A 25,070-nucleotide genomic window follows, 5' to 3' on the forward strand; every position below is an offset into this window, starting at 1 on the left:
CCGGACCGGTCCAGTCTAGTTCGGCCGCGGCATCCGGCTTCCCCTCCCGTCCTCCGTCACGTGACCCGTTCCCCGGCCCGTTCCGCGACTCGTTCCGCGACTCGCCAAGACACGCCGGTGGGCGGGGGTGGGCTCGGCGTGTTTTGGCGAGTCGGGGCCCGGTCGACAGAGGCCCGGCGTGTCTTGGCGAGTCGGGGCCCGGTCGGCAGAGGAGGGGTTGACGGATGCCGCCACGCGGCGTAACGTACAACCAAATGGTTGTACGAAATGAGCTCAGCGATGACGAGATCGACCGCGTGTTCCACGCGCTCGCGGCGGCGACGCGCCGCGACATCCTGCGTCGCACGATCGACGGCGCGCATTCCGTCTCGGCGCTCGCCCGGGAGTACGACATGTCGTTCGCGGCCGTGCAGAAGCACGTCAGCGTGCTGGAGGCCGCCGGCCTCATCGTCAAGCGCGCCGAAGGCCGCGAGCGGCTCGTCCGAGCGGATCCCGAGATGATCGCCCGCGCCCGGGCGCTGCTGGCCCGCTACGAGGAGATGTGGCGCGCCCGCATCGACCGCCTCGACGCCCTGCTCGCCGGACCGGCCGGGTCTTCCGGCATCCGGAACACCCCCGAAGAACGCACGAACGACACCGAACGCACGAACGACACCGAACGCACGAACGAAGGAGAATGACGATGCCCGTCACCGACGTCACCACCGACCCCGAAGCGCTCACCCTGACGCTGACCGCGGAATTCGCCGCCCCGGTCGAGCGCCTGTGGGACGCGTTCACCGAGCCCGCGCAGCTCGAGCGATTCTGGGGCCCGCCCGGATGGCCCGCCCGCTTCCCCACGTTCGACCTCTCCGTCGGCGGCCGCGCGGTCTACTACATGACCAGCCCGCGGGGCGAGAAGTCGTACGGCTCGTGGGAGTTCCTCGAGATCGACCGGCCGCGCAGCTTCACGGTGCTCGACAACTTCGCCAACGAGGACGGCGCCCCGCTGGAGGGCATGCCCACCATGCGGGTCGTCTTCACGTTCGAGCCGACGGAGACCGGCTCGCGCATGGTCAACGTGACGCACTTCGCATCGGCCGACGCACTGCAGCAGGTGGTCGACTTCGGCGCGGTCGAAGGTTCGACCATGGCCATCAACCAGCTCGACAGAGTGCTGGCGGGCCTGCGCGAGTACGCGCAGGGCAAGGGGACGCAGACCGAGATCCTCGACGACACGCACGTGCGCATCACGCGCCTGATCGAGGGTCCGATCGACCTCGTCTGGCGCGCGCACCAGGAGCCCGAGCTGCTGCAGAAGTGGATGCTCGGACCCGACGGCTGGCGCATGTCGGTCTGCGAGGTCGACCCGTCGGTCGGCGGCCGCTACCGCTACGAATGGGAGCCGGTCGACGGCGCTCCGGGCGAGCCGTTCGGCTTCGACGGCGCGACGCTGCTCTCCGAGCCGCCGCGCCGCGCTGTCACGACCGAGCACATGACGGGCACCGACTACCCGTCGACGCTGAACGACCTCACCCTCGAGGAGGAGGACGGCGCGACGCTCATCACGGTGCTCATCGAGTACCCCGACTCGCAGACGCGCGACATGGTGCTCGCCACCGGCATGACCGACGGCATGGAGGCCAGTTACGCCCGCCTCGAGGGTGTGCTCGCCGGGGTCTGAGACCCACGCCCGGCAGAACTCCACGGATCTCGCGCCTCCGCCCGCCTTTCCGCCTCCGCGGGGCGTGCGGCGGCGCGGATCGGTGGAGTTCTGCAGGCAGAGGGCACGGGGGACGGATGCCGCGGCATCCGTCCCCCGTAGCATTGCGGGGTGGACTTCTCCCTCGCCTTCACGCCCGACCTGGTCGCCGTCTTCCTCACGCTGTTCGTGCTGGAGATCGTGCTCGGCGTCGACAACGTCATCTTCATCTCGATCCTCGCGTCCAAGCTCCCCAAGGAGCAGCAGGCGAAGGCGCGCAACCTCGGCCTGACGCTCGCGATGGTGATGCGGGTGGTGCTGGTGCTCTTCGCCGGGTGGATCATCACGCTGAAGAACGACGTCTTCTTCGTCGGCGACATGGGCTTCTCGTGGAAGGACCTCATCCTCATCGCGGGCGGCCTGTTCCTGGTCTACAAAGCGGTGACCGAGATCCATCACAAGCTCGAGGGCGCCGAGGAGGAGCACGGCAGCGGCGTCGGACGCAAGACGGTCACGTTCGGCTCGGTGCTGGTGCAGATCCTGCTGCTCGACCTGGTGTTCTCGCTCGACTCGGTCATCACGGCCGTCGGCATGACCGAGAACCTCGTCGTCATCATCACCGTCGTCGTGCTGTCGTTCGGCATCATGCTCTTCGCCTCGCGCTTCATCTTCGCCTTCGTCAACAAGCACCCCACGGTGAAGATGCTGGCGCTGTCGTTCCTTCTGCTCATCGGCGTCTTCCTGGTCGCGGAGGGGTTCGAGATCAAGATCGACAAGGCGTTCATCTACGGGCCGATGGCCTTCGCGATCTTCGTCGAGGCGCTCAACCTCGCCTACTCCGCCCGCAAGGCCAAGCGCGAGAACCGGGAGCAGCACGCGGTTCAGCTGCGTCCGCAGTACCCCGACGTCGACGAGTCGGTGGCGGTCCACAGCGCCCTCGCGGGCGCGAAGTCGGGCGGCTCGGTCGGTCTTTCCCGCATGCCGGTGTCGGGGGATGACGCGCCCGCCGCCGAGGAGCGCCAGGGTCTCGGCTGAGTCGCGTCCGGATGCGGGGTCAGGCGGGGTCGGCGAGCAGCCGGTAGCCCATGCCCGACTCGGTGAGCAGGAAAGCCGGACGCCCCGGATCGGCCTCGAGCTTCTTGCGCAGCTGCGACACGTAGAGGCGCAGGTAGCCGGTGTCGGCGACCTGCTCGGTGCCCCAGATGTCTTTGAGCAGGCTCTGCCGGGTCACGAGCGCACCCGGGTGGCGCGCGAGGAACTCCAGGATCCGCCACTCGGTCGGGGTGAGATGCACCCGCGCGCCGGCGCGCGTCACGGTCTTCCTCGAGAGGTCGACCACGACGTCCCCGAAGGTGATGACAGGGGGGACGGATGCCGCGCCCGCGCGTCGCGAGAGCGCCCTCAGCCGCGCCAGCAGCTCGTCGATCTGGAACGGCTTGGTCACGTAGTCGTCGGCGCCGGCATCCAGCGCGTCCACCTTGTCGCCGGAGCCGGTGCGGCCCGACACCACGATGATCGGGGCCGTGCTCCAGCCCCGCAGCGCCTGGATCACCTCGACGCCGTCGAGGCGGGGCATCCCGAGGTCCACCATCACGATGTCAGGATGCGCCTTGGCCGCCAGCGCGATTGCGGCAGCGCCGTCGGGCGCCGCGATCACCTCGTACCCGTGCGCGGCGAGGGTGATGCGCAGGGCGCGCACGAGCTGCGGGTCGTCGTCGGCGATGAGGACCTTCACGCGTCGGCGCCTTCCGTGGTGACGGGGTCGGGGCGGGCGGGGCCCGCAGCGGCGGGGTGGGGTGCGAGCGGCAGCGTGATCACCATCGTGAGGCCGCCGCCAGGGGTGTCCTCGACCGCGAGCGTGCCGCCCATGCCTTCGGTGAACCCCTTCGACAGCGCGAGGCCGAGGCCGAGGCCGACGGTGTTGTCGGTGTCGCCGAGCCGCTGGAAGGGGGTGAACATGTCGTCGCGCCGCTCGGGCGGGATGCCGGCGCCGCGGTCGGCGATGCGCATCTCGGCGGTCCGGCCGCGCCGGCTCGTGGACACCCGCACGCGGGAGCCGGGGGGTGAGTGGCGGGCCGCGTTGGCCAGCACGTTCACGAGCACCCGCTGCAGCAGCACCGGGTCGGCGTGGAGCGCCGGCAGCTCCGGGTCGAGGTCGAGGTCGAACCCGTCGGGCCCCGCGCCGAGCTCGTCGAGGGCGGCGAGCACGATCCCGGTGCTGTCCACCGGCGCCGGCGACACCGCGAGCACGCCCGCCTCGATGCGGCTGACGTCCAGGAGGTCGGTGACGAGCGTCGACAGCGTCGCGAGCGATTCGTCGGCCGTCGCGAGGAGCTCGGCGCGGTCGGCGTCCGACAGGTGCGGGCCCGCGGCGCGAAGACCGCCCACGGCGGCGACGGCGGCGGCGAGCGGTCGGCGCAGATCGTGGCTGACGGCCGACAGCAGGGCGCTGCGCACCTGGTCGGTCTCGGCGAGCGCGTCGGCCTCGCGCGCCGCCCGGGCGAGATCGGCGTGCTCGAGGGCCGCCGAGAGCTGCGCCCTCACCGCGTCGATGAGACGCCGCTGCGACGCGTCCAGCGCGTGACCGTGCAGCTCGAGCAGCGCCGGCGGTCCGCCGTTGCGCCGGCTCACCGTGACCGTGTCGAACCGCTCGTCGCGCACCGGCTCCCCGTCGGTGGCGAGCACGCTGCCGTCGGCGTCGACGAGGCGGACGCCCGCGAGCCCGAGCGCTTCCCGGGTGCGGCTGATGAGGGCGAGCACGGCGGAGTCTCCCCGCAGCACGCTCCCGGCGACGGTGCCGAGCAGCTCCGCCTCGGCCTCGGCACGCCGTGCGGCCCGTGCCGCGCGCGCGGCGCGGTCGACGACGGCGCTCACGAGCACCGCGATGACGACGTACAGCACGAGGGCCCACACGTTCCGGGGATCGGCGACGGAGGCCGTGTAGTACGGCTCGACGAAGAAGTAGTTGAGCGTCAGCGCCGACATCACCGCGGCGAAGACGGCGGGCCAGATGCCGCCGACGAGCGAGACCAGCACGACCAGCAGCTGGTACGCCAGCACATCGCTCGTGATCGTCTCGTCGCTGCGGATCGAGACCAGGAGCCACGTCAGCAGGGGGCCGCCCACGAGCGCCAGGCCGAACCCGAGCAGTCGGCGGCGCAGGCTGAGCACGCCGCCGGTCACGCGAGGCAGGGTGTGCCGGTCGGCCGGGGTGTCGCGCGCCAACCGGTCGGCCGGGGTGTCGCGCGCCTGCTCGACGCCCGGCCCCGCGCCGAGCCGCCGGTCATCGCCTTGCGCCATGCCGCCACCCTACGACCCGCCGCGGATGCCGCACCCGCTGTCCTCACGGAATCCGAACGCCTCGCCGCGCACGCCATGCCGCATGAGCGAACCGGGAGGGAGCGGGCCGAGCGGGCGCCGGAGGGTGCCCCTCAGGCGCGCGAGACGGCGTCCTCGAAGGCGACCCACGCGAGCATCGCGCACTTCACCCGCGCGGTGAACTTCGAGACGCCCGACAGCGCCGCCGCGTCGCCGAACACCTCCTCGTCGAGCGCGATCTCGCCGCGAGAGCGCAGCGCCTCGCGGAAGCCCTCGATGAGAGCGGATGCCTCGGCCCGAGGCATCCGTCCCTCCTCCTCGATCAGCGCCGCGAGCATGGATGCCGACGCCTGCGAGATCGAGCAGCCCGCCCCGTCCCACGTGACCTCGTCGACGGTCGACCCGTCGTCGGAGAGGCGGACCCGCAGCGTGATCTCGTCGCCGCAGATCGGGTTGCGCTGGAACGAGGACGCGACGCGCCCCGTCTCGGCGCCGAGGCCCTTGCCGTGCGGGCGCTTGGAGTGGTCGAGGATCAGCTCCTGGTACAGGGATTCCAGGCCGCTCATGCGCCGGCTCCGAAGAACGCGCGCACGCCCGACAGGGCGTCGAGGAACACGTCGACGTCGTCGGGGGTGTTGTAGACCGCCGTCGATGCGCGCACCGACGCGGTGAGCCCGAAGCGCCGGTGCAGCGGCTGCGCGCAGTGGTGCCCCACCCGCACCGCGACGCCGCGGGCGTCGAGGAACTGCCCGACGTCGTGCGCGTGCACGCCCTCGACGTCGAACGCCCAGAGCCCCACGCGCTCGGCGCCCGCCGCGTCGCCCAGCAGCCGCACGCCCGGGATGGACCGCAGTCCCTCGGCCATGCGCGCCTCGAGCGCCTTCTCGTGGGCGTGCGCGGCGTCCATCCCGATGCGCTGCAGGTACCGCACCGCCGCGGCGAGGCCGATCGCCTGCGACACGGGCTGCGTTCCCGCCTCGAAGCGCTGCGGCGGCGGCAGGTACTGCGCCTCGTCGAGCGTCACGGTGGTGATCATGGACCCGCCGGTGAGGAACGGCGGGAGCGCCTCCAGCACCTCTGCGCGCCCGTACAGCCCGCCCACGCCGTAGGGTCCGAGCATCTTGTGCCCCGAGAACACGGCGAGGTCGACGCCGAGCCCGGGCAGGTCGAGGGGCAGGTGCGGCGCCGACTGGCACGCATCCAGCACCGTGATCGCGCCGACCTGCTGCGCCAGGGCGACCAGCTCCGCGACCGGGTTGACGATGCCCAGCACGTTGGAGACGTGCGGGAAGGCGACGACACGCGTGCGCTCGCCGATGACGGCGGTTGCGGCATCCGTGTCCAGTGTCCCGTCGTCGCGCACCGGGATGTGGCGCAGCACCGCGCCCGTGCGCGCGGCGAGCTCCTGCCACGGGATGAGGTTCGCGTGGTGCTCGCTCTCGGTGACCACGATCTCGTCGCCGGGCGCGAGGGCGAAGCGGGCGGATGCCGGAGCCCCGCGCCCCACGGACGCGTTGCCGATCGCGTACGCGGCGAGGTTGAGGCCGGCGGTGGCGCCGCTCGTCCATACGAGCTGCTCCGGCCGCGCTCCGACGAAGCCAGCGACCGCGGCCCGGGCGTCTTCGAACAGCTCGGTGGCCTCGGCGGCGAGGGTGTGGGCGCCGCGGTGCACGGCGGAGTTCGTGCGCGTGAGGAACGCCACCTCGGCGTCGATGACCGCCTGCGGCTTCTGGCTCGTCGCCCCCGAGTCCAGGTACACCAGCCGCTCGCCGTTTACGCGCTCGCCGAGGATCGGGAAGTCGGCGCGGATCGCGGCGGCGTCGAGGACGGGCGCAGGGGAGCTCACCCTTCCAGGCTACGCGGGAAGCCTGAGCGCCGCGCCGCCCCGCCGGGGCGGCCGTGGTGGCTTCGGGTGTCACGAGGTGCGGCTTCGCGGGCGGGGTGGCGGCGTGTCGTGACACGTGAATGGCGCCGGGCCGGGCTCGGGTGTCACGAAGTGCGGCTTCGCCTGAGGGTTGCGGCGTGTCGTGACACGTGAACGACGCCGGGCCGGGTTCGGGTGTCACGAAGTGCGGCTTCGCCTGAGGGTTGCGGCGTGTCGTGACACGTGAATGGCGGATGCCTCGCCCGGGCGGCGTCGCCGGGCTCGGGTGTCACGAAGTGCGGGTTCGCGGGCGGGGTGGCGGCGTGTCGTGACACGTGAATGGCGCCGGGCCGGGCTCGGGTGTCACGAAGTGCGGGTTCGCGGGCGGGGTGGCGGCGTGTCGTGACACCTGAACCACGCCGGGGCCACCCCGGGCGTCACGAGGGGCGAGTCTCGGACGCGGCGCCCCGGCCGGCGCGATCGTCGCCGGGGAGCGAGCGCGAACGGCGCCCGTAGATGAGCTCGGACGAGTCCAGCAGCCACGGCACCAGCGTGATCGAGACGCCGTGCACGAGCATCAGCTGCTGCGCGATGCGGCGTGCGCGCCGGTTGTGCAGCAGCGCCTCCCACCAGTGCCCCACGATGTACTGCGGCAGGTACACGGTCACCACGGCCGGCCCGTGCTGCTCGCGATACCTCTTGACGAACTCGGCGATGGGGCTGGCGTAGGTGCGGTACGGCGACTCGATGATCTTCAGCGGTATCGGCATCCGGTGCTCCCGCCACTCCCGCTCCAGCGCTGCAGCGTCCTCGTCGGTCACCGAGACGTGCACGGCGAAGGTCTTGTCGTGCTGCGCGGCCAGGGCGTAGTCGACGGCCTTCACGACCGGCTTCTGCAGCTTGTTCACGAGGATCAGCGCCACGTCGCCGGACGATCCGAAGTGGATGCGGTCGTCCATCGCGATCTCATGCTCGACGTCGCGGTAGTAGCGGTGCACGCCGATCATCAGCAGCGACAGCACGGGGATGGCGAGGAAGACCAGCCACGCGCCGTGCGTGAACTTCGTGATCGTCACGATGAGCAGGACGGATGCCGTCATCACGGCGCCCACCGAGTTGATGACGAGCCCCTTGCGATGGCTGAGCAGCTCGCCTGGCACCGCCTTCCCGCGGCGCTCGGCGTCCGGCAGCTCGCGGATGCGGCGGAGCCCGCGCCCCCAGTGCCGGATCATGCCGATCTGGCCGAAGGTGAACGAGGTGAAGACGCCGATGATGTAGAGCTGGATCAGGTTGGTGAGGTTCGCCTGGTAGACCACGAGCACCCCGATCGCCGCCAGGCCGAGGATGATCATGCCGTTCGAGTAGACGAGCCGGTCGCCGCGGGTGTTCAGCGCCTTGGGCGCGTAGCCGTCGCGGGCGAGCACCGAGCCCAGCAGCGGGAATCCGTTGAACGCGGTGTTGGCCGCCAGCAGCAGCACGACCGCGGTCGCTCCCTGGATCACGAAGAACGGGATCGAGTTCATGCCGAACACGGCCGACGACACCTGGGCCATCAGGCTCGGCTGCGGGTTGTCCGCGCAGTCGAAGCCGACGAGGTCGCAGGGGTTCTCGGCGTAGTGGACGCCCGAGATGAGGGCCAGGGCGGTGAGCCCCGTGAACAGCAGGATGGCGATGCCGCCCATGAGCGCGAGCGTGGTCTGGGCGTTGCGCACCTTGGGCTGACGGAACGCCGGCACGCCGTTGGAGACGGCCTCCACGCCGGTCAGCGCCGAGCAGCCGCTCGAGAACGCCCGCAGCACGAGGAGGATGACGGCCGCCTGCGTGACGCTCTCTGCCTGCACGGCGTACGGGGCGCTGGAGGCGACCGGGGCGTCGCCGGTGAAGGTCTGGACGAGACCCACGACGATCATGACCGCGACCGAGCCGATGAACACGTACGTCGGGATCGCGAACGCCGTGGACGCCTCGCGGACGCCGCGCAGGTTGACGAGCACGATGAGGATGACGAAGCCGACGGCCAGCTCCACCCGGAAGGGGTCGAGGCCGGGAAGCGCCGAGATGATGTTGTCGACGCCGGAGGCGACCGAGACCGACACCGTGAGGACGTAGTCGACCAGGAGCGCGGCCGCCACGATGACCCCGGGCACCTCCCCGAGGTTGGTGCGCGCGACCTCGTAGTCGCCGCCGCCGGAGGGGTACGCGCGGATGAGCTGCCGGTAGCTCGCGACGACGACGACCAGCAGCAGCACGACCGCCGCGGCGATCCACGGCGCGAAGGCGAGGAACGCCAGCCCGCCGGTGAGGAGGATGAGCAGCAGCTCCTGCGGCGCGTAGGCCACCGACGACAGGGCGTCGGAGGCGAAGATGGGCAGCGCCCGCTTCTTGGGCAGCAGGTGCTCCTCGGAGTCGGTCGAGGCCAGCGGGTCGCCCAGGATCAGGCGCTTCGCCATCGGCTGATCGTCGACCGCAGGCGCCTTGAGTTCGTTCGTCACAGCCCGAGAAGCTACGCCTTCGTGCTCGGCCGGCCGCGGTTCCTCACGGAATCCATACGCGCCGGCGTCGCAGCGCGCATCGGGTCGGCGCCGACGACGCGCTCTGCAAGACTCGTGCCGTGGGCGAGCAGATCCGTCTCGGCGTGCTCGCGATCACCCTCGGCGTGGTCGTGGGCGTGCTGCTCTTCGTCCCGTTCGTCGCCCTCAGCTACCGGCGACGGGGCGGGTTCGGCTTCGGGCGATTCGTGCTGTGGGGAGCCGCGCTGGTCTACGTCATGGCGATCTGGACGTACACGCTCCTGCCGCTGCCCGATCCCGCCACGCTCAGCTGCGCCGGGGTGAACACCGATGCGACCGCGATCGTCGACGTCATCCGCGGGGCGTTCCGCCGTCGGGGCAGCGCCGCCGCCACGGATCCTGCGATGCAGCAGCTGCTGCTGAACGTGCTGCTGTTCGTGCCACTCGGGTTCTTCCTCCGCGTGCTCGGCGACCGGGGCGTCGTCGCGGCGCTCGTCGCCGGATTCGGGCTCTCCGCCTTCGTCGAGCTGACCCAGCTCACCGGCGTGTGGACGCTGTACCCTTGCGCCTACCGCGTGTTCGATGTCGACGACCTCCTCACCAACACCCTCGGTGCGGTGCTCGGCTCGCTCCTGGCGCTCGCGGTGCCCCGCCGGCTCCGGGGCTCGCCGCGCCTGCCGGACGCCGACGAGCCGCAACCGGTCACCCGCAGCCGGCGGCTGCTGGGCATGGCGAGCGATGTGATCGCCGCATGGGTGGTGGGCGTCTCGGCCGTTGTCGCGGTGCAGCTCGCTCTGTCGCTGCTGGATGCCGAGTCCGCCGTGCGCGACGGATCGGCGGCGCGGGTGGTCGGCAGCGGCGTGCCGATCCTGCTGTGGCTCGTGGTGACGCTCGTCACCGGCGCGACCGTCGGCGATCACGCGGTGCAGCTGCGCTTCACGGGCGGTGAGCTGCCGATCGGCCTCGCCCGCACGCTGCGCTTCGCGGGAGGCATCGGCGGCTACCTCGTGCTCGGAGCGCTTCCGGGCGCGTGGGGGCTTGTGACGGCGGTGTTCGTCGTCGGGTCCCTGCTGCTCGTGTTCGGCACCGGCGATCGCCGCGGCTTGCCGGGCCTCGTGTCGGGTCAGCGGCTCGTCGATGCGAGGGAGCGTCAGGAGCCGTATGCCGCCCCCTCCGGTCGGCCTCAACCACCCGGCCGCTGAACCCGGCCCCCGAACCCGGCGACCGAAGCCGGCGTCCCTGCGGCAGAGCCGCGGTGGGAGCGCGCCGCGAGGGACGGATGCCGCGGGTCGCGGCATCCGCTCACCGATCCGTGGTCGACTCCAAGAACTCGCGCGCGGCGACGACCAGCGCCTCGACGCCGCGGCTCAGCGTCGGCTGCAGCACCGGCGCGAAGAACGGCGAGTGATTGGTGGGGATGTCGCGCTCGATCGTGCCGGCTGCCTGCGCCGCGGCGAACGCGGCCGGGTCGACGCCGCCCCAGAACCAGAACACCAGCGGCACGCCCGCCTCGCGCGCGAACCACGAGACGTCCTCGCTGCCGGTGAACATGCCCGGGTCGATGACCGTGCCCTCGCCGAAGGCGGCGTCGAATGCCAGCACCAGACGAGCCGTCGCGTGCACGTCGTTGATCGTCGGCGGCAGTGAGTGGTCGACGACGATCGTGGGCGGCTGCTCGGCACCGGAGGCCTGCGCCTCGGCGCGCACGACGCGCTCGACCTTCTCGAGCACGCGCTCGCGGGCCTCGTCGTCGGGGTAGCGCAGGCTCAGCTCGAGCCTCGCCTCGGCGGGGATGATGTTGTTCTTGAGGCCGGCGTGGATGGATCCCACCGTCACGACGGCGACGTCGCGCGGATCGACCTCGCGCGACACGATCGTCTGCAGGCGCATCACGGTGGCGGCCGCCATGACGACGGGGTCGATGGTCGAATGGGGGCGTGAGCCGTGGCCGCCGCGCCCGAGGAGCGTCACGGTGAGTCCGTCGGAGGCGGCCATCTGGGTGCCGCTGCGCACGCCGATCGTGCCCGCCGGCAGCGGCGTGACGTGCTGGCCGAGTACGATGTCGGGCCGGGGGAAGCGGTCCAGCACGCCGTCGGCGATCATCGCCTGCGAGCCGGCGCCGTACTCCTCGGCCGGCTGGAAGACCGCGACGATCGTCCCCGACCACTCGTCCTTCGTAGCGACCAGGCGCTCCAAGGCCCCGATGAGCGCGGTCACGTGCATGTCGTGGCCGCACGCGTGCATCACCGGCACGTCGTTGCCCGCCGGGTCGGTGCCGCGTGCCGTGCTGGCGTAGTCGAGGCCGGTCTGCTCGGGGACCGGGAGGGCGTCCATGTCGGCACGCAGCCACACGACCGGGCCGTCGCCGTTGCGGATCACACCGGCGACGCCGGTCTTGCCGATGCCCTCCTCGAACTCGATCCCGAGGTCGGCGAGGTGCCGCGTGACGACTCCCGCCGTGCGCGTCTCCTGGAACGACAGTTCCGGATGCCGGTGCAGATCGATGTAGAGCGCTTCGAGGTCGACGGTCATGCGGACGAGCCTATCCGGACGCTTCCCGGCAGGTCGCGCGCGGGGGCGGGAGCGCGAGGCTCGGGTGCGGGGCGAGGCGGTGGCGTCCGTGTCACCAGTCGCGCGAGTCGCCGGAGTTGTGCCTGCCGAAGGCGCCGATGCCGGGCACCCCGGGGCGGTGGTGCGCCCTGCCGGCGTCGACCGGGGCCGTCTCGTGACCGGCGAGCTCGTGGATCCACGGCGGGTGCTGGTCGATCGCGACCGAGCCCGCGCCGGTGGTGAAGTACGCCACGACGGGCGGGCTCGTCACGAATCCGGCGGCGAGCACCGCGCTGTCGGGGATGCCCACCAGCACGCTGCGCGCCAGCAGGCCGCGCATGAGTGCGGCGAAGGCGTCGGGATCGACGGATGCCTCCTCCGCCGGCGGCACGGGCAGCTCCGCGCTCAGCTGGCCGACGATGTCCGCGCGCTGGGCCGGAGACAGCCGCGAGAAGGCGGCGGCGTACGCCTTGTCGGCGACGCTCGACGGCACGGTGCCCAGCACATAGGCGTAGCGGGCGAGCTGCTCGTCCGCCGTGATCGCGCGCTGCACGTGCCGTCTTCTCACCGCTCCTCCGTCCCGGTGCGCGCCAGAGTACGCTCGCCGCGGCGCCGCGTCGATGGTGAGAAGCTGATGAGTTTCCGCGAGAACAGGTGACCTCACGACGGCAGGCGTGCCGTCGACCCCCGCACGATCAGCTCGTAGGGCAGCTCGCCCGGCCGATGCGTCGTGGCCGCGGCATCCGTCCTGCGTTCCAGTGCCTCCAGGATCGCGTCGGCGGCGCGCTCACCCTGGCCGAGGGGGAACTGGTCGACGGTGGTCAGACGGAAGAACTCGCCCAGCTCGTGGCCGTCGATCCCGATGACCGAGAGGTCCTCGGGCACGCGGTAGCCGAGATCGCGCGCGGCCAGGAGCGCGCCGATCGCCATCTCGTCGGAGGCCGCGAAGATCGCGGTCGGGCGCCCGCCGGGCTGACCCAGCAGCTGCTTCGCGGCGCGGAAGCCGCCCTCGATCGTGAAGTCCGCCGGCTCGTACAGCGACGGCTTCACCGGGATCCCGGCGTCCGCCAGCGCCTGCTCGAAGCCCTGCCGGCGCTGCGTGGGGATGTGGAAGTCGACGTCGAACTCGGGGCTCGCGCCGATGTGCGCGATCTCGCGGTGGCCGAGCGCGAGCAGGTGCTCGGTCGCCAGGCGGGCGACGGCGACGTCGTCGACGGTGAGGGTCGTGAGCAGCGGGTTGGGTCCGCCGATCGCGATGACGGGAAGGTCGAGTTCGACGAGGCGCTCGCTCTCCTCCTGGCCGAGCTCGAGCGAGATCGCGATCACCCCGTCGACCCGCTGACGGCGCAGGAAGGTGTCGAAGATGTCGTGGCGCTCGCGGCGGTCGGCCGTGAGGCTGTAGAGCGTGATGTCGTAGCCGCGTCGCATGAGGGCCGACGCGATGCCGCTGAGCACCGTGGAGAAGAACCAGCGGTCGAGGAACGGGACGAGGACGCCGATGTTGCGCGTGCGGCCGGAGGCGAGGCTCGATGCCGAGGCCGAGACCACGTAGCCGAGGCTCTTCGCGGCCGCCTCCACCTTGGCCTTGGCGGCCGGAGAGACGTGGCCGCGCCCGCTGAGCGCGCGCGAGACCGTCGCCGTCGACACGCCCGCGGCGCGGGCGACCTCGTCGATGCTGACCACGTCGTCCTCCTTGCTCCCGGTCGCGGGGTCCCACCCGCGCCGGCCTTCGATCCGCCGCGCCGGCCGTCAGGCGGCAGGCTTTCGCCGCCTGACGCGCAGGCTCAGTCGGCCGCCACCCAGACGGTCGTGTCGGCGGGGATCCGGTCTCCCACGACGGACCCGCTCGACGCGATCACGATACCGGCCGGCACCGGAATCGGCGTGCCGCCGGTGTTCGCGACCACGATGACGGAGCCGTTGCGGAACGCCACGACGTCGTCGCCGTACCCGTCGATCCACTCCAGCGAGCCGGCGCCGAGCGCGCGGGCGCGCCGCTCGGCCAGCAGCGTGCGGTACAGCTCGAGCGTCGATCCCTCGACACCGGACTGCTGGTCGCGGGCGAGCGTCGCCCACTCCGCCGGCTGCGGCAGCCACGACGCACCGCTGCGGCTGAAGCCGTAGGCGGGGGCATCCGACGTCCACGGGATGGGCACGCGGCAGCCGTCGCGGCCGTACCGCTCGCCGTTCGTGCGGAACCAGGTCGGGTCCTGGCGCGCGTGGCCGGGGATGTCGATGACCTCGGGAAGCCCGAGCTCCTCGCCCTGGTACAGGTACGCCGAGCCGGGCAGCGCGAGCATGAGGGTCGTCGCCGCGCGGGCGCGCGCCAGGCCGACCTCGGGGATGGGCTGGCCGGGGGAGTCCGGGCCGATGCCGTGGCCCTGCGGGTTCTCGGCCGTCAGCGCGAGGCGCGACGCGTGGCGCACCACGTCGTGGTTCGACAGCACCCAGGTGCTCGGCGCGCCGACGCCGGGGAAGGCGCGCAGCGACACGTCGATCACCGTGCGGAGGTCGGCGGCGTCCCACTTCGTCTCGAGGTACGGGAAATTGAACGCCTGGTGCATCTCGTCGGGGCGCACCCACTCGGCGGTGCGCTCGGCGGTGGGCAGCCACGCCTCGGCGGCGAGGGCGCGGTGGCCCTCGTACTCCTCGAGGATCTTGCGCCAGTCGCGGTACACCTCGTGCACGGCGTCCTGACCCCAGTAGGGCACGTTCGCCTCTTCGCCGCCCATCGACCCCGCCTCGGGGTCGGGCAGGTAGTCGGGGAGGCCCTCGGCCTTGATGAGGCCGTGCGCGACGTCGACGCGGAAGCCGTCGACCCCGCGGTCGAGCCAGAAGCGCAGGATCCGGCGGAACTCCTCGCGCACCTCCTCGTTCGACCAGTCGAAGTCAGGCTGCGACGAGTCGAAGAGGTGCAGGTACCACTGGCCGGGGTGGCCGTCGGCCTCGACGACGCGCGTCCACGCCGGCCCGCCGAACACCGACTCCCAGTTGTTCGGGGGCAGTTCGCCGTGGGCGCCCTGGCCGTCGCGGAACATGTAGCGGGCGCGCTCGGCGCTCCCCGGCGCGGCGCGGAGGGCCTGCTGGAACCATTCGTGCTGATCGGACGAGTGGTTGGGCACGAGATCGACGATGACGCGGATGCCGCGGGCGTGCGCGCCGGCCAGCATCTCGTCGAAGTCGGCCAGCGTGCCGAACAGCGGGTCGACGTCGCAGTAGTCGCTGACGTCGTAGCCGGCGTCCTTCTGCGGCGAGCGCTGGAACGGGCTCAGCCAGATGGCGTCGATGCCGAGGTTCTGCAGGTCGTCGAGGTGCGCGGTGACGCCGGGAAGGTCGCCGATCCCGTCGCCCGAGGCGTCCGCGAACGAGCGGGGGTAGATCTGGTAGATGACGGCGGTGCGCCACCACTCGCCGCCCACGGCGGCGAGGAACGCATCCGTGCGCTCTGCGGTCTCTGCGGAAGTCATCGGGCCAGTGTACTGCAAGCGCTTACAGGGAGCGAGGCGAGGCGGACTCCCGGCGTAGGGTGGGCGGGTGTCGTCTGAAGCGCTCGTCCGCGCCGAGTCTCTGATCCGGACCGTTCCCGACTACCCCGAGCCCGGGGTGCTGTTCCGCGACATCACTCCGCTGCTCGCGGATGCCGCCGCCCTCCGCGCCGTCATCCACGCGATGGCCGCCCCCTTCGACGGGTCGTTCGACGTCGTCGCCGGCGTCGAGGCGCGCGGTTTCCTGCTCGCCGGCGCGGTCGCGATGCAGGCCGGCGTCGGTCTGGTGCCGATCCGCAAGTCCGGCAAGCTGCCGCTGCCCGCGGCATCCGTCGACTACGACCTCGAGTACGGCACCGCGACGATCGAGGCGCACGACGACATCGCCGCCGGCACCCGCGTGCTGCTGGTGGACGACGTGCTCGCCACCGGCGGGACGCTCGTCGCCGCGCGCGAGCTCGTGGAGGTGCTCGGCGGGGTCGTCGTGGGCACCGCCGTGCTCATGGAGCTCACCGCGCTCGGCGGCCGCGGCGTGGTCGGCGACGTCCACGCGGTGTTCACCGCCTGAGCGCCGTCACGGGCGGGATCCGGCGGCCCGCGGCGGTCACCCGCCCCAGAACGGCCCGCTCAGGCCCGCGTCGCGGAAGTACGCCGCCGCGGCCGCCGGCTCCCGCCGCCGGTAGCCGGGCTCGAGGCGGCCCGTGTACCACTCCGACGCGAGGCGCCACAGCGTCGCGAGGTCGAACACGTCGCCACGCGCCTCCCCGGTCCGGGCCAGCCAGTCCTCGACGCAGCGCTCGCCGCAGAAGATGCGCTGGTTCTCGCACGTGTGCACCACGTCGTCCCACACGTGGGCCATCGGCACGAGGAAGTGGGCGACCTGGTCGCCGGGCGGAGGGCCGTCGCTGCCCACCATCCAGGCGTGCGGGGTCCCGCACCCGGGGCAGGTCGTCGCGACGAGCGACGGCGAGGCTCCGGGGACGAGGTTCGGGATCGCGAAGGAGTCCCACGCGCATCCGCCCCACCACAGCGTGCGATCGCTCTTGACCGAGAAGCCGAAGTCGCGCGTGGCGAAGGGGTGAGCGAGCTCGATAGCGCCGTCCCGGTCGAGGACGACATGCCGCGCGTGCTCGAGGTCCGCCAGGAGCGCCGCCGTCGTGCGCTCGTCCTCGTCGATGTCGGCGGCCAGGAGCGCGAGCCGATCGACGCGCCCCTCCTCGGCGAGCTGCCGGTAGATGCGTACGCGCAGGGTCTCGGCGTCGGCCATGGGCTCTCCTCCGTTCCTCAGTCGCCCCGGTCCGATGCCCGTGTCGCGGGAGCGGCGTCGCTGCCGGAGCGTGGCTCGAAGTGCGGGATCGGCTCGGGGCGGTCGCCGCGCGCTGTGGTGGCGGCATCCGGAACCGTCCCCGCCGTCGCGTCCGGCTCGAAGGCCACCAGCCTCCCGCCGCGTCCGGCGTGCGTCGGGAACCGGCGACCGGTCACGGCGTGGGCGGTCACCCGGACGACGAAGAACTTGGCGGTCGGGCTCCACGACCGCAGCGCCCGCACGCCGCTGTCGCGGATCTCGTCGTCGCGGGTGACGCGCTGGGCGCGGCCGCGGATGACGACGCTCCAGTAGTGCTCGTCGGACTCGCCGTCGACCTCGAAGGCGACCAGCGGGTGGTGGGCGATGTGCAGCAGCTTGGAGTCCCGGGCCGTGCGGAAGTAGATCGAGCCCTCGTGCGCGAGGTGGTTCACGGGGAAGATATCGGGGGCGCCGTCGGCGTTGATCACGGCGAGGCGCCCGAAGCTCGCCCCCTGCACGTACGCCCAGCAGGTGGCGGCATCCAGCCGCTCGACCGCGGCGGCCTGCTTCGACACCGCAGAGTCTCTCATCGGCACCACCGTCCTTCCCTTCGGTCATACCCCAGACCGCGGCCGAGAGGAAGGGTCGTCCGGCCCTGGGGCCGGACGACGGCAGCCGCGCCGGCTCAGCCGCCCAGCACGACGTTCAGCGGCGGCTCGCCGGCCACGAGACGCTCGATCTGGGTGCGCACCAGCTTCGCCACCCGCGGGCGCATGGCGCTGGACGCCCCGCCCACGTGCGGGCTGATGAGCACGCCAGGAAGGCCCCACAGCGGGTGGCCGTCGGGAAGCGGCTCGGGGTCGGTGACATCGAGCGCGGCGCGGATGCGACCGCGGCGCACGTGGTCGACGAGCGCGTCGGTGTCGATCAGGGTGCCGCGCCCGACGTTGACCACGAGCGCCCCGTCGGGCAGCGCCGCCAGGAACGCGTCGTCGACGAGACCCTGCGTCGCGTCGCCTCCGGGCAGCGTCAGCACCACGATCTCGGCACGCGGGAGCAGCGACGGCAGCTCGTCGATGCCGTGCACCGCGACGCCGTCCTCGTCGCGGGCCCGCGAAGCGACGGGGATCAGCTCCACCTCGAACGGCGCCAGCCGGGCGGCGACCGCCTTGCCCACCCCGCCGTACCCCAGCAGCAGCACGCGGCGGTCGGCGAGGCTCTCGGCGAACACCGGCTTCCAGCGCCCGGCGGCGGTGTCGACGGCGAACGCGTCGAGGTGCCGCTGGGCGGCGAGGGCGAGGCCGACGGCGAGCTCGGCGGTCGAGGTCTCGTGCACCGAGGCGGCGTTGGCGAACCGCAGGCCGTGGGGAAGGAGGTCGGCCACGCCGTCGTACCCGATCGACTGGCTCTGCACCAGCCCGACCTCCACGCCCTCGAGGCGGTCGAGCACGCGGGTCATCGACATGTAGGGGGGGACGACCATGTCGAACCGGTCGCGCGGGGCCGCGGCATCCATCGGCCACACCACCAGCTCCACCCCCTCGGGCAGCTCGCCGAGGTCGGCGGCGAGCCGTTCGGTGGGGACGCTGACGATGAAGTTCCGGATGCCGCTGCTCACCCCGTCCACGCTACCGGCGGGGTGCATGGCCGAGGCCGCGGGGCGGCGCTACGCTCACGTCGAGCGGGCACAGGCGCCCGCCCGCGGCGCCGCGGAGGCTGCGCCGGGAGGAAGCACGGCAGCGCCGGGGAGGCGGAGATGGTTCCCGAGATCAACTACTGGGCGGTCTTGATCGCGACGGCGTCGAGCATGGTCGTCGGCACGATCTGGTACACGCCGAAGGTGTTCGGCACGCGGTGGGCGCAGCTCGCCAAGGTCGACATGGATCGCCCCGGTTCGAGCGCCGTCGTGCCCATCGTCGTCACGGTGATCGTCAGCTTCGTGACCGCGTGGGTGCTGGCCGGCGCCTCGTCGATCGCGTGGCACTTCTACGGCGGCAGCTACCTGTGGGCGGCGCTCGCGACGGGGGTCATCCTGTGGGCGGGATTCACCGCCGCCCGCTTCATCACGCACGACGCGTTCGAGGGACGGCCCACCGCGCTCACCGTCATGAACATCGCGCACGAGCTGGTGACGATCGTCGTGATGGCGCTCATCATCGGCGTCTGGCCGCCGGCCGGCACCGTCTGAGGGCGCCCGGCGCAGGACCGGGTGGGATGCCGCGGCGTCAGGCGGCGGCGCCCACCACCGCGGCCACGGCCGAGGTGAAGAACGCCAGGCCGTCGACGCCCGAGCGCATCGCCGCGGACGTGTCGGGACCGAAGCCCGGCTCGACGGCGTGCTCCGGGTGGGGCATGAGACCCACGACGTTGCCGCGCTCGTTGGTGAGCCCGGCGATGTCGCGCAGCGACCCGTTGGGGTTGACGCCCAGGTACCGGAACGCGACGAGGCCCTCGCCCTCGAGGCGGTCGAGCTCGGACTCGGAGGCGATGTATCCGCCGTCGGCGTTCTTCAGCGGGATGACGATCTCCTGGCCGGTCGAGAAGTCGCTGGTCCACGCGGTGTCGTTGTTCTCGACGCGCAGGCGCTGATCGCGCCGGATGAACTGCTGGTGGGCGTTGCGGATCAGGCCGCCCGGAAGCAGGTGCGCCTCGACGAGCATCTGGAAGCCGTTGCAGATCCCGAGGATGGGCATGCCCTTGGCCGCGGCATCCTTCACCTCCGCCATGATCGGGGCGAGCGCCGCGATCGCTCCGGCGCGCAGGTAGTCGCCGTAGCTGAAACCGCCGGGCAGCACCAGCGCGTCGACGCCGTCGAGGTCGTGCGAACCGTGCCACAGCGCGACCGGCTCGCCGCCGGCGACGCGGATCGCGCGCTGCGCGTCGCGGTCGTCGAGCGAACCGGGGAACGTGATGACCCCGATGCGGGCGGTCATTCGACGACCTCGACGCCCACGACGTCCTCGATCACGGAGTTCGAGAGGATCTCGTCCGCGACCCGCTTCGCCTCGGCGAGCACCTCGTCGGTGACCTCGCCGGCGACGGTGAGCTCGAACCGCTTGCCGATGCGCACGTCGGTGAACTCCGAGACGCCGAGCCGCGAGAATGCGCCCGAGACGGCCTTCCCCTGCGGGTCGAGCAGCTCGGCCTTGGGCATGACGTCGACGACGATGGTGGGCATCGCAATCCTCCTGGCGGCCGCGGGCTGCGGCTGTCGGTCGTAGGGCGACGAGCGCCCGAGGTCTCGGAGCGCCGGATGTCGCGGGCAGGGGTCCCTCCCAGTCTACGGGCCGTCGCGCCCGAGCATCGCCGGGTCGTCGCCGGCGCCGTCACTCAACCGTGACCATTCCGTGGGAGCGCTCCCTTGACTTCGTGAGAGCGATCCCATAGCCTTTCGACTCAATCGGTGGGACCGCTCCCACGACCTCGGCCACGGCACCGCCCCGGCCGGTCCTGCAAGACACACGACCCTGACAACACAAAGGAGTGACAGTGAACGCACGCGCCTTCCGCAGAAGCGCTGTGGCAATCGCCGCATTCTCGGCCTCGGCCGTCGTCCTCGCCGGCTGCGCCAGCGGCAACAACAACGACGCCGGTGGCGAAGACGGTGAGATCACCCTCACCGTGGCCACCTTCAACGACTTCGGCTACACCGACGAGCTCCTCCAGGAGTACATGGACGAGCACCCGAACGTCACGGTGGAGCACACCCGCGCCGCCGAGTCCGGCGACGCCCGCTCGAACTTCTTCGCGAAGCTCGGCAAGGGCGGCCTGGCCGACATCGAGGCCGTCGAGATCGACTGGTTCGCCGAGGCGATGCAGTACTCCGACATGCTCGCCGAAGCGCCCGACAGCGTGAAGGGCCGCTGGCTGGACTGGAAGGAGGCTGCGGCGACGGATGCCGACGGCCGTCTGGTCGGCTTCGGCACCGACATCGGCCCGCAGGGCGTCTGCTACCGCTCCGAGCTGTTCGCCGCTGCCGGCCTGCCGAGCGACCCCGAGGGCGTCGCGCAGCTGTTCGACGGCGACTGGGAGAACTTCCTGGACGTCGCCGACCAGTACAAGGCCGCCACCGGCAAGCCGATGATCGACTCGGCCAACTCGGTGCTCCAGGGCATCATGAACCAGGTCGAGTACACCTACACCGAAGAGGACGGCGCGGTCATCGCGACCGAGAACCCCGAGGTGCAGGCCGCCTACGAGCTCGTCGCCGAGCGCGCCGTGCCGAACTCGGCCTACTCGGGCCAGTGGTCGGACGACTGGTTCGCGTCGATGGCGAACGGCGAGTTCGCCGCGATGCTGTGCCCGGGCTGGATGCTGGGCGTCATCGAGGGCAACGCCCCCGACACGACCGACTGGAACATCGCCGACGTCTTCCCGAACGGCGGCGGCAACTGGGGCGGGTCGTACCTGACCGTCCCCGCCGACGGTGACAACGTCGAGGCCGCCCTCGAGCTCGCGGACTGGCTGACCGCCCCCGAGCAGCAGATGAAGGCGTTCGGCAACGCCGGCACGTTCCCCAGCCAGATCGAGGCGCTCGAGAGCCAGGAGCTCGCCGATGCGACCAACGCGTACTTCCAGGACGCGCCGGTCGGCGAGATCCTCTCCACCCGCGCCGAAGCGGTGACCGTCGCCCCGTTCAAGGACGAGAACTACTTCAAGTACCACGACGCGCTCCAGAACGCGGTCATCCGTGTCTTCGACGGCGTCGAGGACCAGGAGACCTCGTGGAACACCTGGGTCGCCGAGGTCGAGGCCTTCTGAGCCGCTGACCTCCTGACCCGCCGGGTGCGTGCGGGCGAGCCCGCTCGCACGCACCCGGACGATCCGCCCCCACCCCGACCGGAGCAAACGTGACTGCCACCGATGTGCGGCCCGAAGCGCCTGAGGCGCCGCCGCAGGGGAAGGACAAGCCCGTCCGGGTGCTGTCCTTCAGCCAGAACCTCAGCCGCTGGGACCTCAAGGTCTCGCCGTACCTCTACATCTCGCCGTTCTTCATCATGTTCGCGGTGGTGGGGCTGTTCCCCATCGCCTACACCGCGGTCATCTCGTTCATGGAGTGGGACCTGGTCCGCAACTCCGGCGAGTTCATCGGCTTCGACCAGTACATCTGGATCCTCCAGAACCCCCAGTTCTGGACGGCGCTGCGCAACACCTTCAGCATCTTCCTGCTCTCCAGCGTCCCGCAGCTCGTGTTCGCGATCTTCATCGCCGCGATGCTCGACAAGAACATCCGCGCCAAGACCTTCTGGCGCACCAGCGTCCTGCTGCCCTACGTGATGGCGCCGGTTGCCGTCGCCCTGATCTTCAGCAACATGTTCGGCGACAACCACGGCCTGGTGAACAACGTCCTCACCGACCTGGGCCTGACGCCCATCCCGTGGCACAAGGACCCCTTCTGGAGTCACGTCGCGATCGCGACCATGGTGAACTTCCGCTGGACCGGCTACAACGCGCTGATCCTCCTCGCGGCGATGCAGGCCGTGCCGCGGGACTACTACGAGGCGGCCACGGTCGACGGCGCCGGCGCGTTCCGCCAGTTCTGGAGCATCACGCTGCCGTCGCTGCGCCCCACGCTGATCTTCGTCATCATCACGTCGACCATCGGCGGACTGCAGATCTTCGACGAGCCCAGCCAGTTCGACAACACCGGCCAGGGCGGCGCGGCGCAGCAGTGGCTGACGATCACGCTGTTCCTCTACAACATCGGCTGGCGGGAGTGGAACTTCGGTCGCGCCGCGGCGCTGGCGTGGATCCTGTTCCTCATCATCCTCGTCATCGGCCTCATCAACCTCCTGGTCACCCGCCGCCTCGTCCGGGACGAGGGCGGACGCGGTGTCTCGCTCTCCCGCAAGAAGGGACCCCGCCGATGAGCACCACGCCTCCGATCGCCATGGTCGAGCAGCCCATCGCCACCGCCGGCCTCGGCCGGGGCCGAAACCGCAGCTCGCGCACCACGAAGATCCGCGGCTACCGCGCCGGCTTCTGGGTGTATGCGGGGCTGGGCGTCGTCATCCTCTCGGCGGTGTTCCCGTACTACTGGTCGTTCCTGATCGGATCGGGGGATGCCTCGACCATCAGTGATCCCGACATGTCGTGGATCCCCGGCGGCAACTTCCTCGCCAACGCGGCCTCCGTCGTGAACGACCCCGCCGTGAACTTCTGGCCCGCGCTGTGGAACTCGATCTACAGCTCGACGCTGATCGCGGCATCCGTCGTCGTCACCTCGACCCTCGCCGGCTGGGCGTTCGCAAAGCTGCGGTTCAAGGGCAGCAAGGGCCTGCTGGTGTTCGTGGTGGCCACGATGGCGGTGCCCACGCAGCTGGGCGTCGTGCCGCTGTACATCCTGTTCGCCGAGCTCGGCTGGACCGGCAGCGTCGGCGCGATCATCATCCCGGCCCTCACCAGCGCGTTCGGCGTGTTCTGGATGACCCAGTACCTGCAGCAGACCGTGCCCGACGAGCTGATCGAAGCGGCCCGCGTGGACGGCGCGACGATGCTCCGCACCTTCTGGACCATCGCCGTGCCGGCGGCGCGCCCCGCCGCGGCGATGCTGTTCCTGTTCACGTTCGTCGGTGCGTGGAACAACTTCTTCTGGCCGTTCATCGTCCTCGACCGGCGCGACCCGACGCTGCCCGTCGCGCTGTCGCTGCTGCAGTCGAACTACTTCGTGGACTACTCCGTCGTGCTCGCCGGCGTGCTGCTGGCGACGGTCCCGCTCCTGCTGCTGTTCGTCGTGGCCGGCAAGCAGCTCGTGAGCGGAATCATGGCCGGCGCCGTGAAGGGCTAGGGCTTTCGCCCCGGCCTCGGCCTGCGACATCCTGACATCAACGCTTTGCGAGAGAGGACTCTCCCCTCATGACGACCGCGATCCCGCGCGCCTTCCCGCCGGACTTCCTGTTCGGCGCCGCGACCGCCGCCTTCCAGATCGAGGGGGCCGCCCACCAGGACGGCCGCCGGGACTCGATCTGGGACGCCTTCTGCCGGGTGCCGGGCGCCGTCATCAACGGCGACAACGGCGATGTGGCGTGCGATCACTACCACCGCTACCGCGATGACGTGGCGCTCATGAAGGACCTCGGGCTGCAGACGTACCGCTTCTCGACGTCGTGGTCACGCGTGCGCCCCGACGGGGGCCCGGTCAACGCGCAGGGCGTCGACTTCTACAAGCGCCTGGTCGACGAGCTGCTCGGCGCCGGCATCCTGCCGTGGCTGACGCTGTACCACTGGGACCTGCCGCAGGCCCTGCAGGACACGGGCGGCTGGGCGAACCGCGACACCGCCGACCTGTTCACCGAGTACGCGCTGACGATGCACGACGCGCTCGGCGACCGGGTGAACGTGTGGACGACACTCAATGAGCCGTGGTGCTCGTCGTTCCTCAGCTACACGGCGGGCCTGCACGCCCCCGGGCACTACAGCGTCGAGGAGGGCGTGCTCGCGGCGCACCACCTGCTGCTCGGTCACGGCCAGGCGGTGCGCGAACTGCGCGCCCGCGACGAGTCGCTGAACCTCGGCATCACGCTGAACCTCACCGTCGCCGACCCCGTGGACGCGGCCGATCCCGCCGACGTCGACGCCGCCCGCCGCATCGACGGCCAGTTCAACCGCTGGTTCCTCGACCCGATCTTCCGCGCGCAGTACCCGGCAGACATCGTCGAGGACTTCCGGAAGGTGGATGCCGCGGCCGTCGCCGCCTGGGAGGCCGCGGTCCGCCCGGGAGACCTCGAGGCCATCGCGACGCCCATCGACACGCTCGGGGTGAACTACTACCACGGCGAGTACGTCGGCGGGCACGAGCCGGTGAACCCGCCCGTCGGCGGCGACGCGCCCACCGATCGTCCCGGGCGCTCGCCGTTCCCGTCGCATGAGGGCATCTTCTGGCACGAGCGCGGGCTTCCCCGCACGCCGATGCAGTGGGAGGTGCAGCCCGAGGGGCTCACCACGCTGCTGCGCCGCGTGTGGGACGAGTACGCCCAGCCCGCGGGCACGGTGCTCTACGTGACCGAGAACGGCGCGGCCTACGACGACGAGCTCGTCGTCGAGCACGGCGAGAAGCGGGTGCACGACGCCGACCGCGTCGAGTTCCTGCGCGGCCACCTCGACGCGATCCTCGATGCGGCCGAGGCCGGCGTCGACGTGCGCGGGTACTTCTACTGGTCGCTCCTGGACAACTTCGAGTGGGCGTGGGGCTACGAGAAGCGCTTCGGCATCGTGCGCGTCGACTACGACACCCAGGAGCGCACGCTGAAGGACAGCGCGCGCGAGTACCGCCGCATCATCGCCGCCCGTGCGCTCGCGCCGGGCAACGCCGAGGTCGCGTCCGTCCCGTCATGACGGGTGGGATGCCGCGTCGCCGCGTCGCCGTGGTCCACGGCGT

The 25,070-nt window shown here is 71.5% G+C and carries 23 protein-coding genes and 1 pseudogene; 10 read left to right on the plus strand and 14 right to left on the minus strand.

The annotated features are described in order from the left end of the window. Positions 1-254: 254 nt before the first annotated feature. From IR212_RS00335 to IR212_RS00345, 3 genes are all read left to right on the plus strand, one after another. Positions 255-680 carry an ArsR/SmtB family transcription factor gene (locus IR212_RS00335; RefSeq protein ID WP_194398439.1) on the plus strand — a complete coding sequence of 142 codons (426 nt, stop codon included), beginning with the start codon at positions 255-257 and terminating at the stop codon, positions 678-680. Positions 681-682: 2 nt separating this feature from the next. Continuing rightward, a complete protein-coding gene (locus IR212_RS00340) occupies positions 683-1,663 on the plus strand; it encodes an SRPBCC family protein (RefSeq protein WP_194397074.1) in 981 nt (326 codons plus the stop codon). 150 nt (positions 1,664-1,813) lie between these two features. Further along, positions 1,814-2,716, plus strand: a complete 903-nt coding sequence (locus IR212_RS00345; protein WP_194397075.1) for a TerC family protein — start codon at positions 1,814-1,816, stop codon at positions 2,714-2,716. Between the two features lie 19 nt (positions 2,717-2,735). Here IR212_RS00345 and IR212_RS00350 read toward each other — a convergent pair whose 3' ends face one another. The 5 genes and pseudogenes from IR212_RS00350 to IR212_RS00370 form a co-directional block, all read right to left on the minus strand. Then, positions 2,736-3,416 carry a response regulator gene (locus tag IR212_RS00350; RefSeq protein ID WP_194397076.1) on the minus strand — a complete coding sequence of 227 codons (681 nt, stop codon included), beginning with the start codon at positions 3,414-3,416 and terminating at the stop codon, positions 2,736-2,738. Then, positions 3,413-4,951, minus strand: a pseudogene (locus IR212_RS00355) (sensor histidine kinase); the annotation flags it as partial. The pseudogene IR212_RS00355 and the gene IR212_RS00350, both read right to left, overlap by 4 nt. Before the next feature lie 161 nt (positions 4,952-5,112). Then, positions 5,113-5,565 carry a Fe-S cluster assembly sulfur transfer protein SufU gene (gene sufU / locus IR212_RS00360; protein ID WP_194397077.1) on the minus strand — a complete coding sequence of 151 codons (453 nt, stop codon included), beginning with the start codon at positions 5,563-5,565 and terminating at the stop codon, positions 5,113-5,115. Further along, a complete protein-coding gene (locus IR212_RS00365) occupies positions 5,562-6,845 on the minus strand; it encodes a SufS family cysteine desulfurase (protein ID WP_194397078.1) in 1,284 nt (427 codons plus the stop codon). Before IR212_RS00365 ends, sufU begins: the two co-directional genes overlap by 4 nt. Before the next feature lie 455 nt (positions 6,846-7,300). Next, a complete protein-coding gene (locus IR212_RS00370) occupies positions 7,301-9,313 on the minus strand; it encodes an APC family permease (RefSeq protein ID WP_194398440.1) in 2,013 nt (670 codons plus the stop codon). Between the two features lie 161 nt (positions 9,314-9,474). On the opposite strand from IR212_RS00370, the gene IR212_RS00375 reads away from it, so the two are divergent. Then, entirely contained in the window at positions 9,475-10,575 is a 1,101-nt protein-coding gene (locus tag IR212_RS00375; RefSeq protein WP_228479402.1) for a VanZ family protein, read from the plus strand. A 100-nt stretch (positions 10,576-10,675) separates the two neighbouring features. Here IR212_RS00375 and IR212_RS00380 read toward each other — a convergent pair whose 3' ends face one another. The 4 genes from IR212_RS00380 to IR212_RS00395 all read right to left on the minus strand — a co-directional run bounded on the left by IR212_RS00380 (position 10,676) and on the right by IR212_RS00395 (position 15,390). Further along, entirely contained in the window at positions 10,676-11,905 is a 1,230-nt protein-coding gene (locus tag IR212_RS00380) for an amidohydrolase (RefSeq protein WP_194397079.1), read from the minus strand. A gap of 91 nt (positions 11,906-11,996) precedes the next feature. Next, on the minus strand, positions 11,997-12,476 hold the full coding sequence (locus tag IR212_RS00385) for a gluconate 2-dehydrogenase subunit 3 family protein (protein WP_194397080.1): 480 nt from the start codon (positions 12,474-12,476) through the stop codon (positions 11,997-11,999). A gap of 107 nt (positions 12,477-12,583) precedes the next feature. Beyond that, the gene (locus IR212_RS00390) at positions 12,584-13,606 is read right to left on the minus strand and encodes a LacI family DNA-binding transcriptional regulator (protein ID WP_194397081.1); all 1,023 of its coding nucleotides are present in this window, start codon (positions 13,604-13,606) and stop codon (positions 12,584-12,586) included. Between the two features lie 101 nt (positions 13,607-13,707). After that, positions 13,708-15,390, minus strand: coding sequence for a glycoside hydrolase family 13 protein (locus IR212_RS00395; RefSeq protein ID WP_194397082.1), 1,683 nt, complete (start codon positions 15,388-15,390; stop codon positions 13,708-13,710). A gap of 67 nt (positions 15,391-15,457) precedes the next feature. Between IR212_RS00395 and IR212_RS00400 the strand changes: the two genes are divergently transcribed. Next, a complete protein-coding gene (locus tag IR212_RS00400) occupies positions 15,458-15,976 on the plus strand; it encodes an adenine phosphoribosyltransferase (RefSeq protein WP_194397083.1) in 519 nt (172 codons plus the stop codon). Positions 15,977-16,012: 36 nt separating this feature from the next. On the opposite strand, the gene merB is transcribed toward IR212_RS00400, so the two are convergent. The 3 genes from merB to IR212_RS00415 form a co-directional block, all read right to left on the minus strand. After that, positions 16,013-16,675, minus strand: coding sequence for an organomercurial lyase (merB, locus tag IR212_RS00405; RefSeq protein WP_194397084.1), 663 nt, complete (start codon positions 16,673-16,675; stop codon positions 16,013-16,015). Between the two features lie 17 nt (positions 16,676-16,692). After that, complete coding sequence (locus tag IR212_RS00410; RefSeq protein WP_194397085.1) at positions 16,693-17,283, minus strand: pyridoxamine 5'-phosphate oxidase family protein; 591 nt, start codon at positions 17,281-17,283, stop codon at positions 16,693-16,695. A 95-nt stretch (positions 17,284-17,378) separates the two neighbouring features. Further along, positions 17,379-18,311, minus strand: coding sequence for a 2-hydroxyacid dehydrogenase (locus tag IR212_RS00415; protein ID WP_228479403.1), 933 nt, complete (start codon positions 18,309-18,311; stop codon positions 17,379-17,381). Positions 18,312-18,449: 138 nt separating this feature from the next. On the opposite strand from IR212_RS00415, the gene IR212_RS00420 reads away from it, so the two are divergent. Continuing rightward, complete coding sequence (locus IR212_RS00420; protein ID WP_194397087.1) at positions 18,450-18,881, plus strand: DUF1761 domain-containing protein; 432 nt, start codon at positions 18,450-18,452, stop codon at positions 18,879-18,881. A gap of 37 nt (positions 18,882-18,918) precedes the next feature. Here IR212_RS00420 and purQ read toward each other — a convergent pair whose 3' ends face one another. Beyond that, positions 18,919-19,626, minus strand: a complete 708-nt coding sequence (gene purQ, locus IR212_RS00425) for a phosphoribosylformylglycinamidine synthase subunit PurQ (RefSeq protein WP_194397088.1) — start codon at positions 19,624-19,626, stop codon at positions 18,919-18,921. After that, positions 19,623-19,871: a phosphoribosylformylglycinamidine synthase subunit PurS gene (purS, locus tag IR212_RS00430; protein ID WP_194397089.1), complete on the minus strand. Its 249-nt coding sequence runs from the start codon at positions 19,869-19,871 to the stop codon at positions 19,623-19,625. Before purS ends, purQ begins: the two co-directional genes overlap by 4 nt. A gap of 311 nt (positions 19,872-20,182) precedes the next feature. Between purS and IR212_RS00435 the strand changes: the two genes are divergently transcribed. The 4 genes from IR212_RS00435 to IR212_RS00450 all read left to right on the plus strand — a co-directional run bounded on the left by IR212_RS00435 (position 20,183) and on the right by IR212_RS00450 (position 25,027). Then, positions 20,183-21,454: an ABC transporter substrate-binding protein gene (locus tag IR212_RS00435; protein ID WP_194397090.1), complete on the plus strand. Its 1,272-nt coding sequence runs from the start codon at positions 20,183-20,185 to the stop codon at positions 21,452-21,454. Between the two features lie 89 nt (positions 21,455-21,543). Continuing rightward, positions 21,544-22,563 (plus strand): carbohydrate ABC transporter permease, encoded by a 1,020-nt coding sequence (locus IR212_RS00440; RefSeq protein WP_194397091.1) that lies wholly within the window; start codon positions 21,544-21,546, stop codon positions 22,561-22,563. After that, positions 22,560-23,480 (plus strand): carbohydrate ABC transporter permease, encoded by a 921-nt coding sequence (locus IR212_RS00445; protein ID WP_194397092.1) that lies wholly within the window; start codon positions 22,560-22,562, stop codon positions 23,478-23,480. The genes IR212_RS00440 and IR212_RS00445 overlap by 4 nt, the downstream gene beginning before the upstream one ends. A 68-nt stretch (positions 23,481-23,548) precedes the next feature. Continuing rightward, complete coding sequence (locus IR212_RS00450; RefSeq protein ID WP_194397093.1) at positions 23,549-25,027, plus strand: glycoside hydrolase family 1 protein; 1,479 nt, start codon at positions 23,549-23,551, stop codon at positions 25,025-25,027. Positions 25,028-25,070: the final 43 nt, after the last annotated feature.

The sequence above is a fragment of the Microbacterium atlanticum genome, assembly GCF_015277815.1.
Lineage (GTDB): Bacteria > Actinomycetota > Actinomycetes > Actinomycetales > Microbacteriaceae > Microbacterium > Microbacterium atlanticum.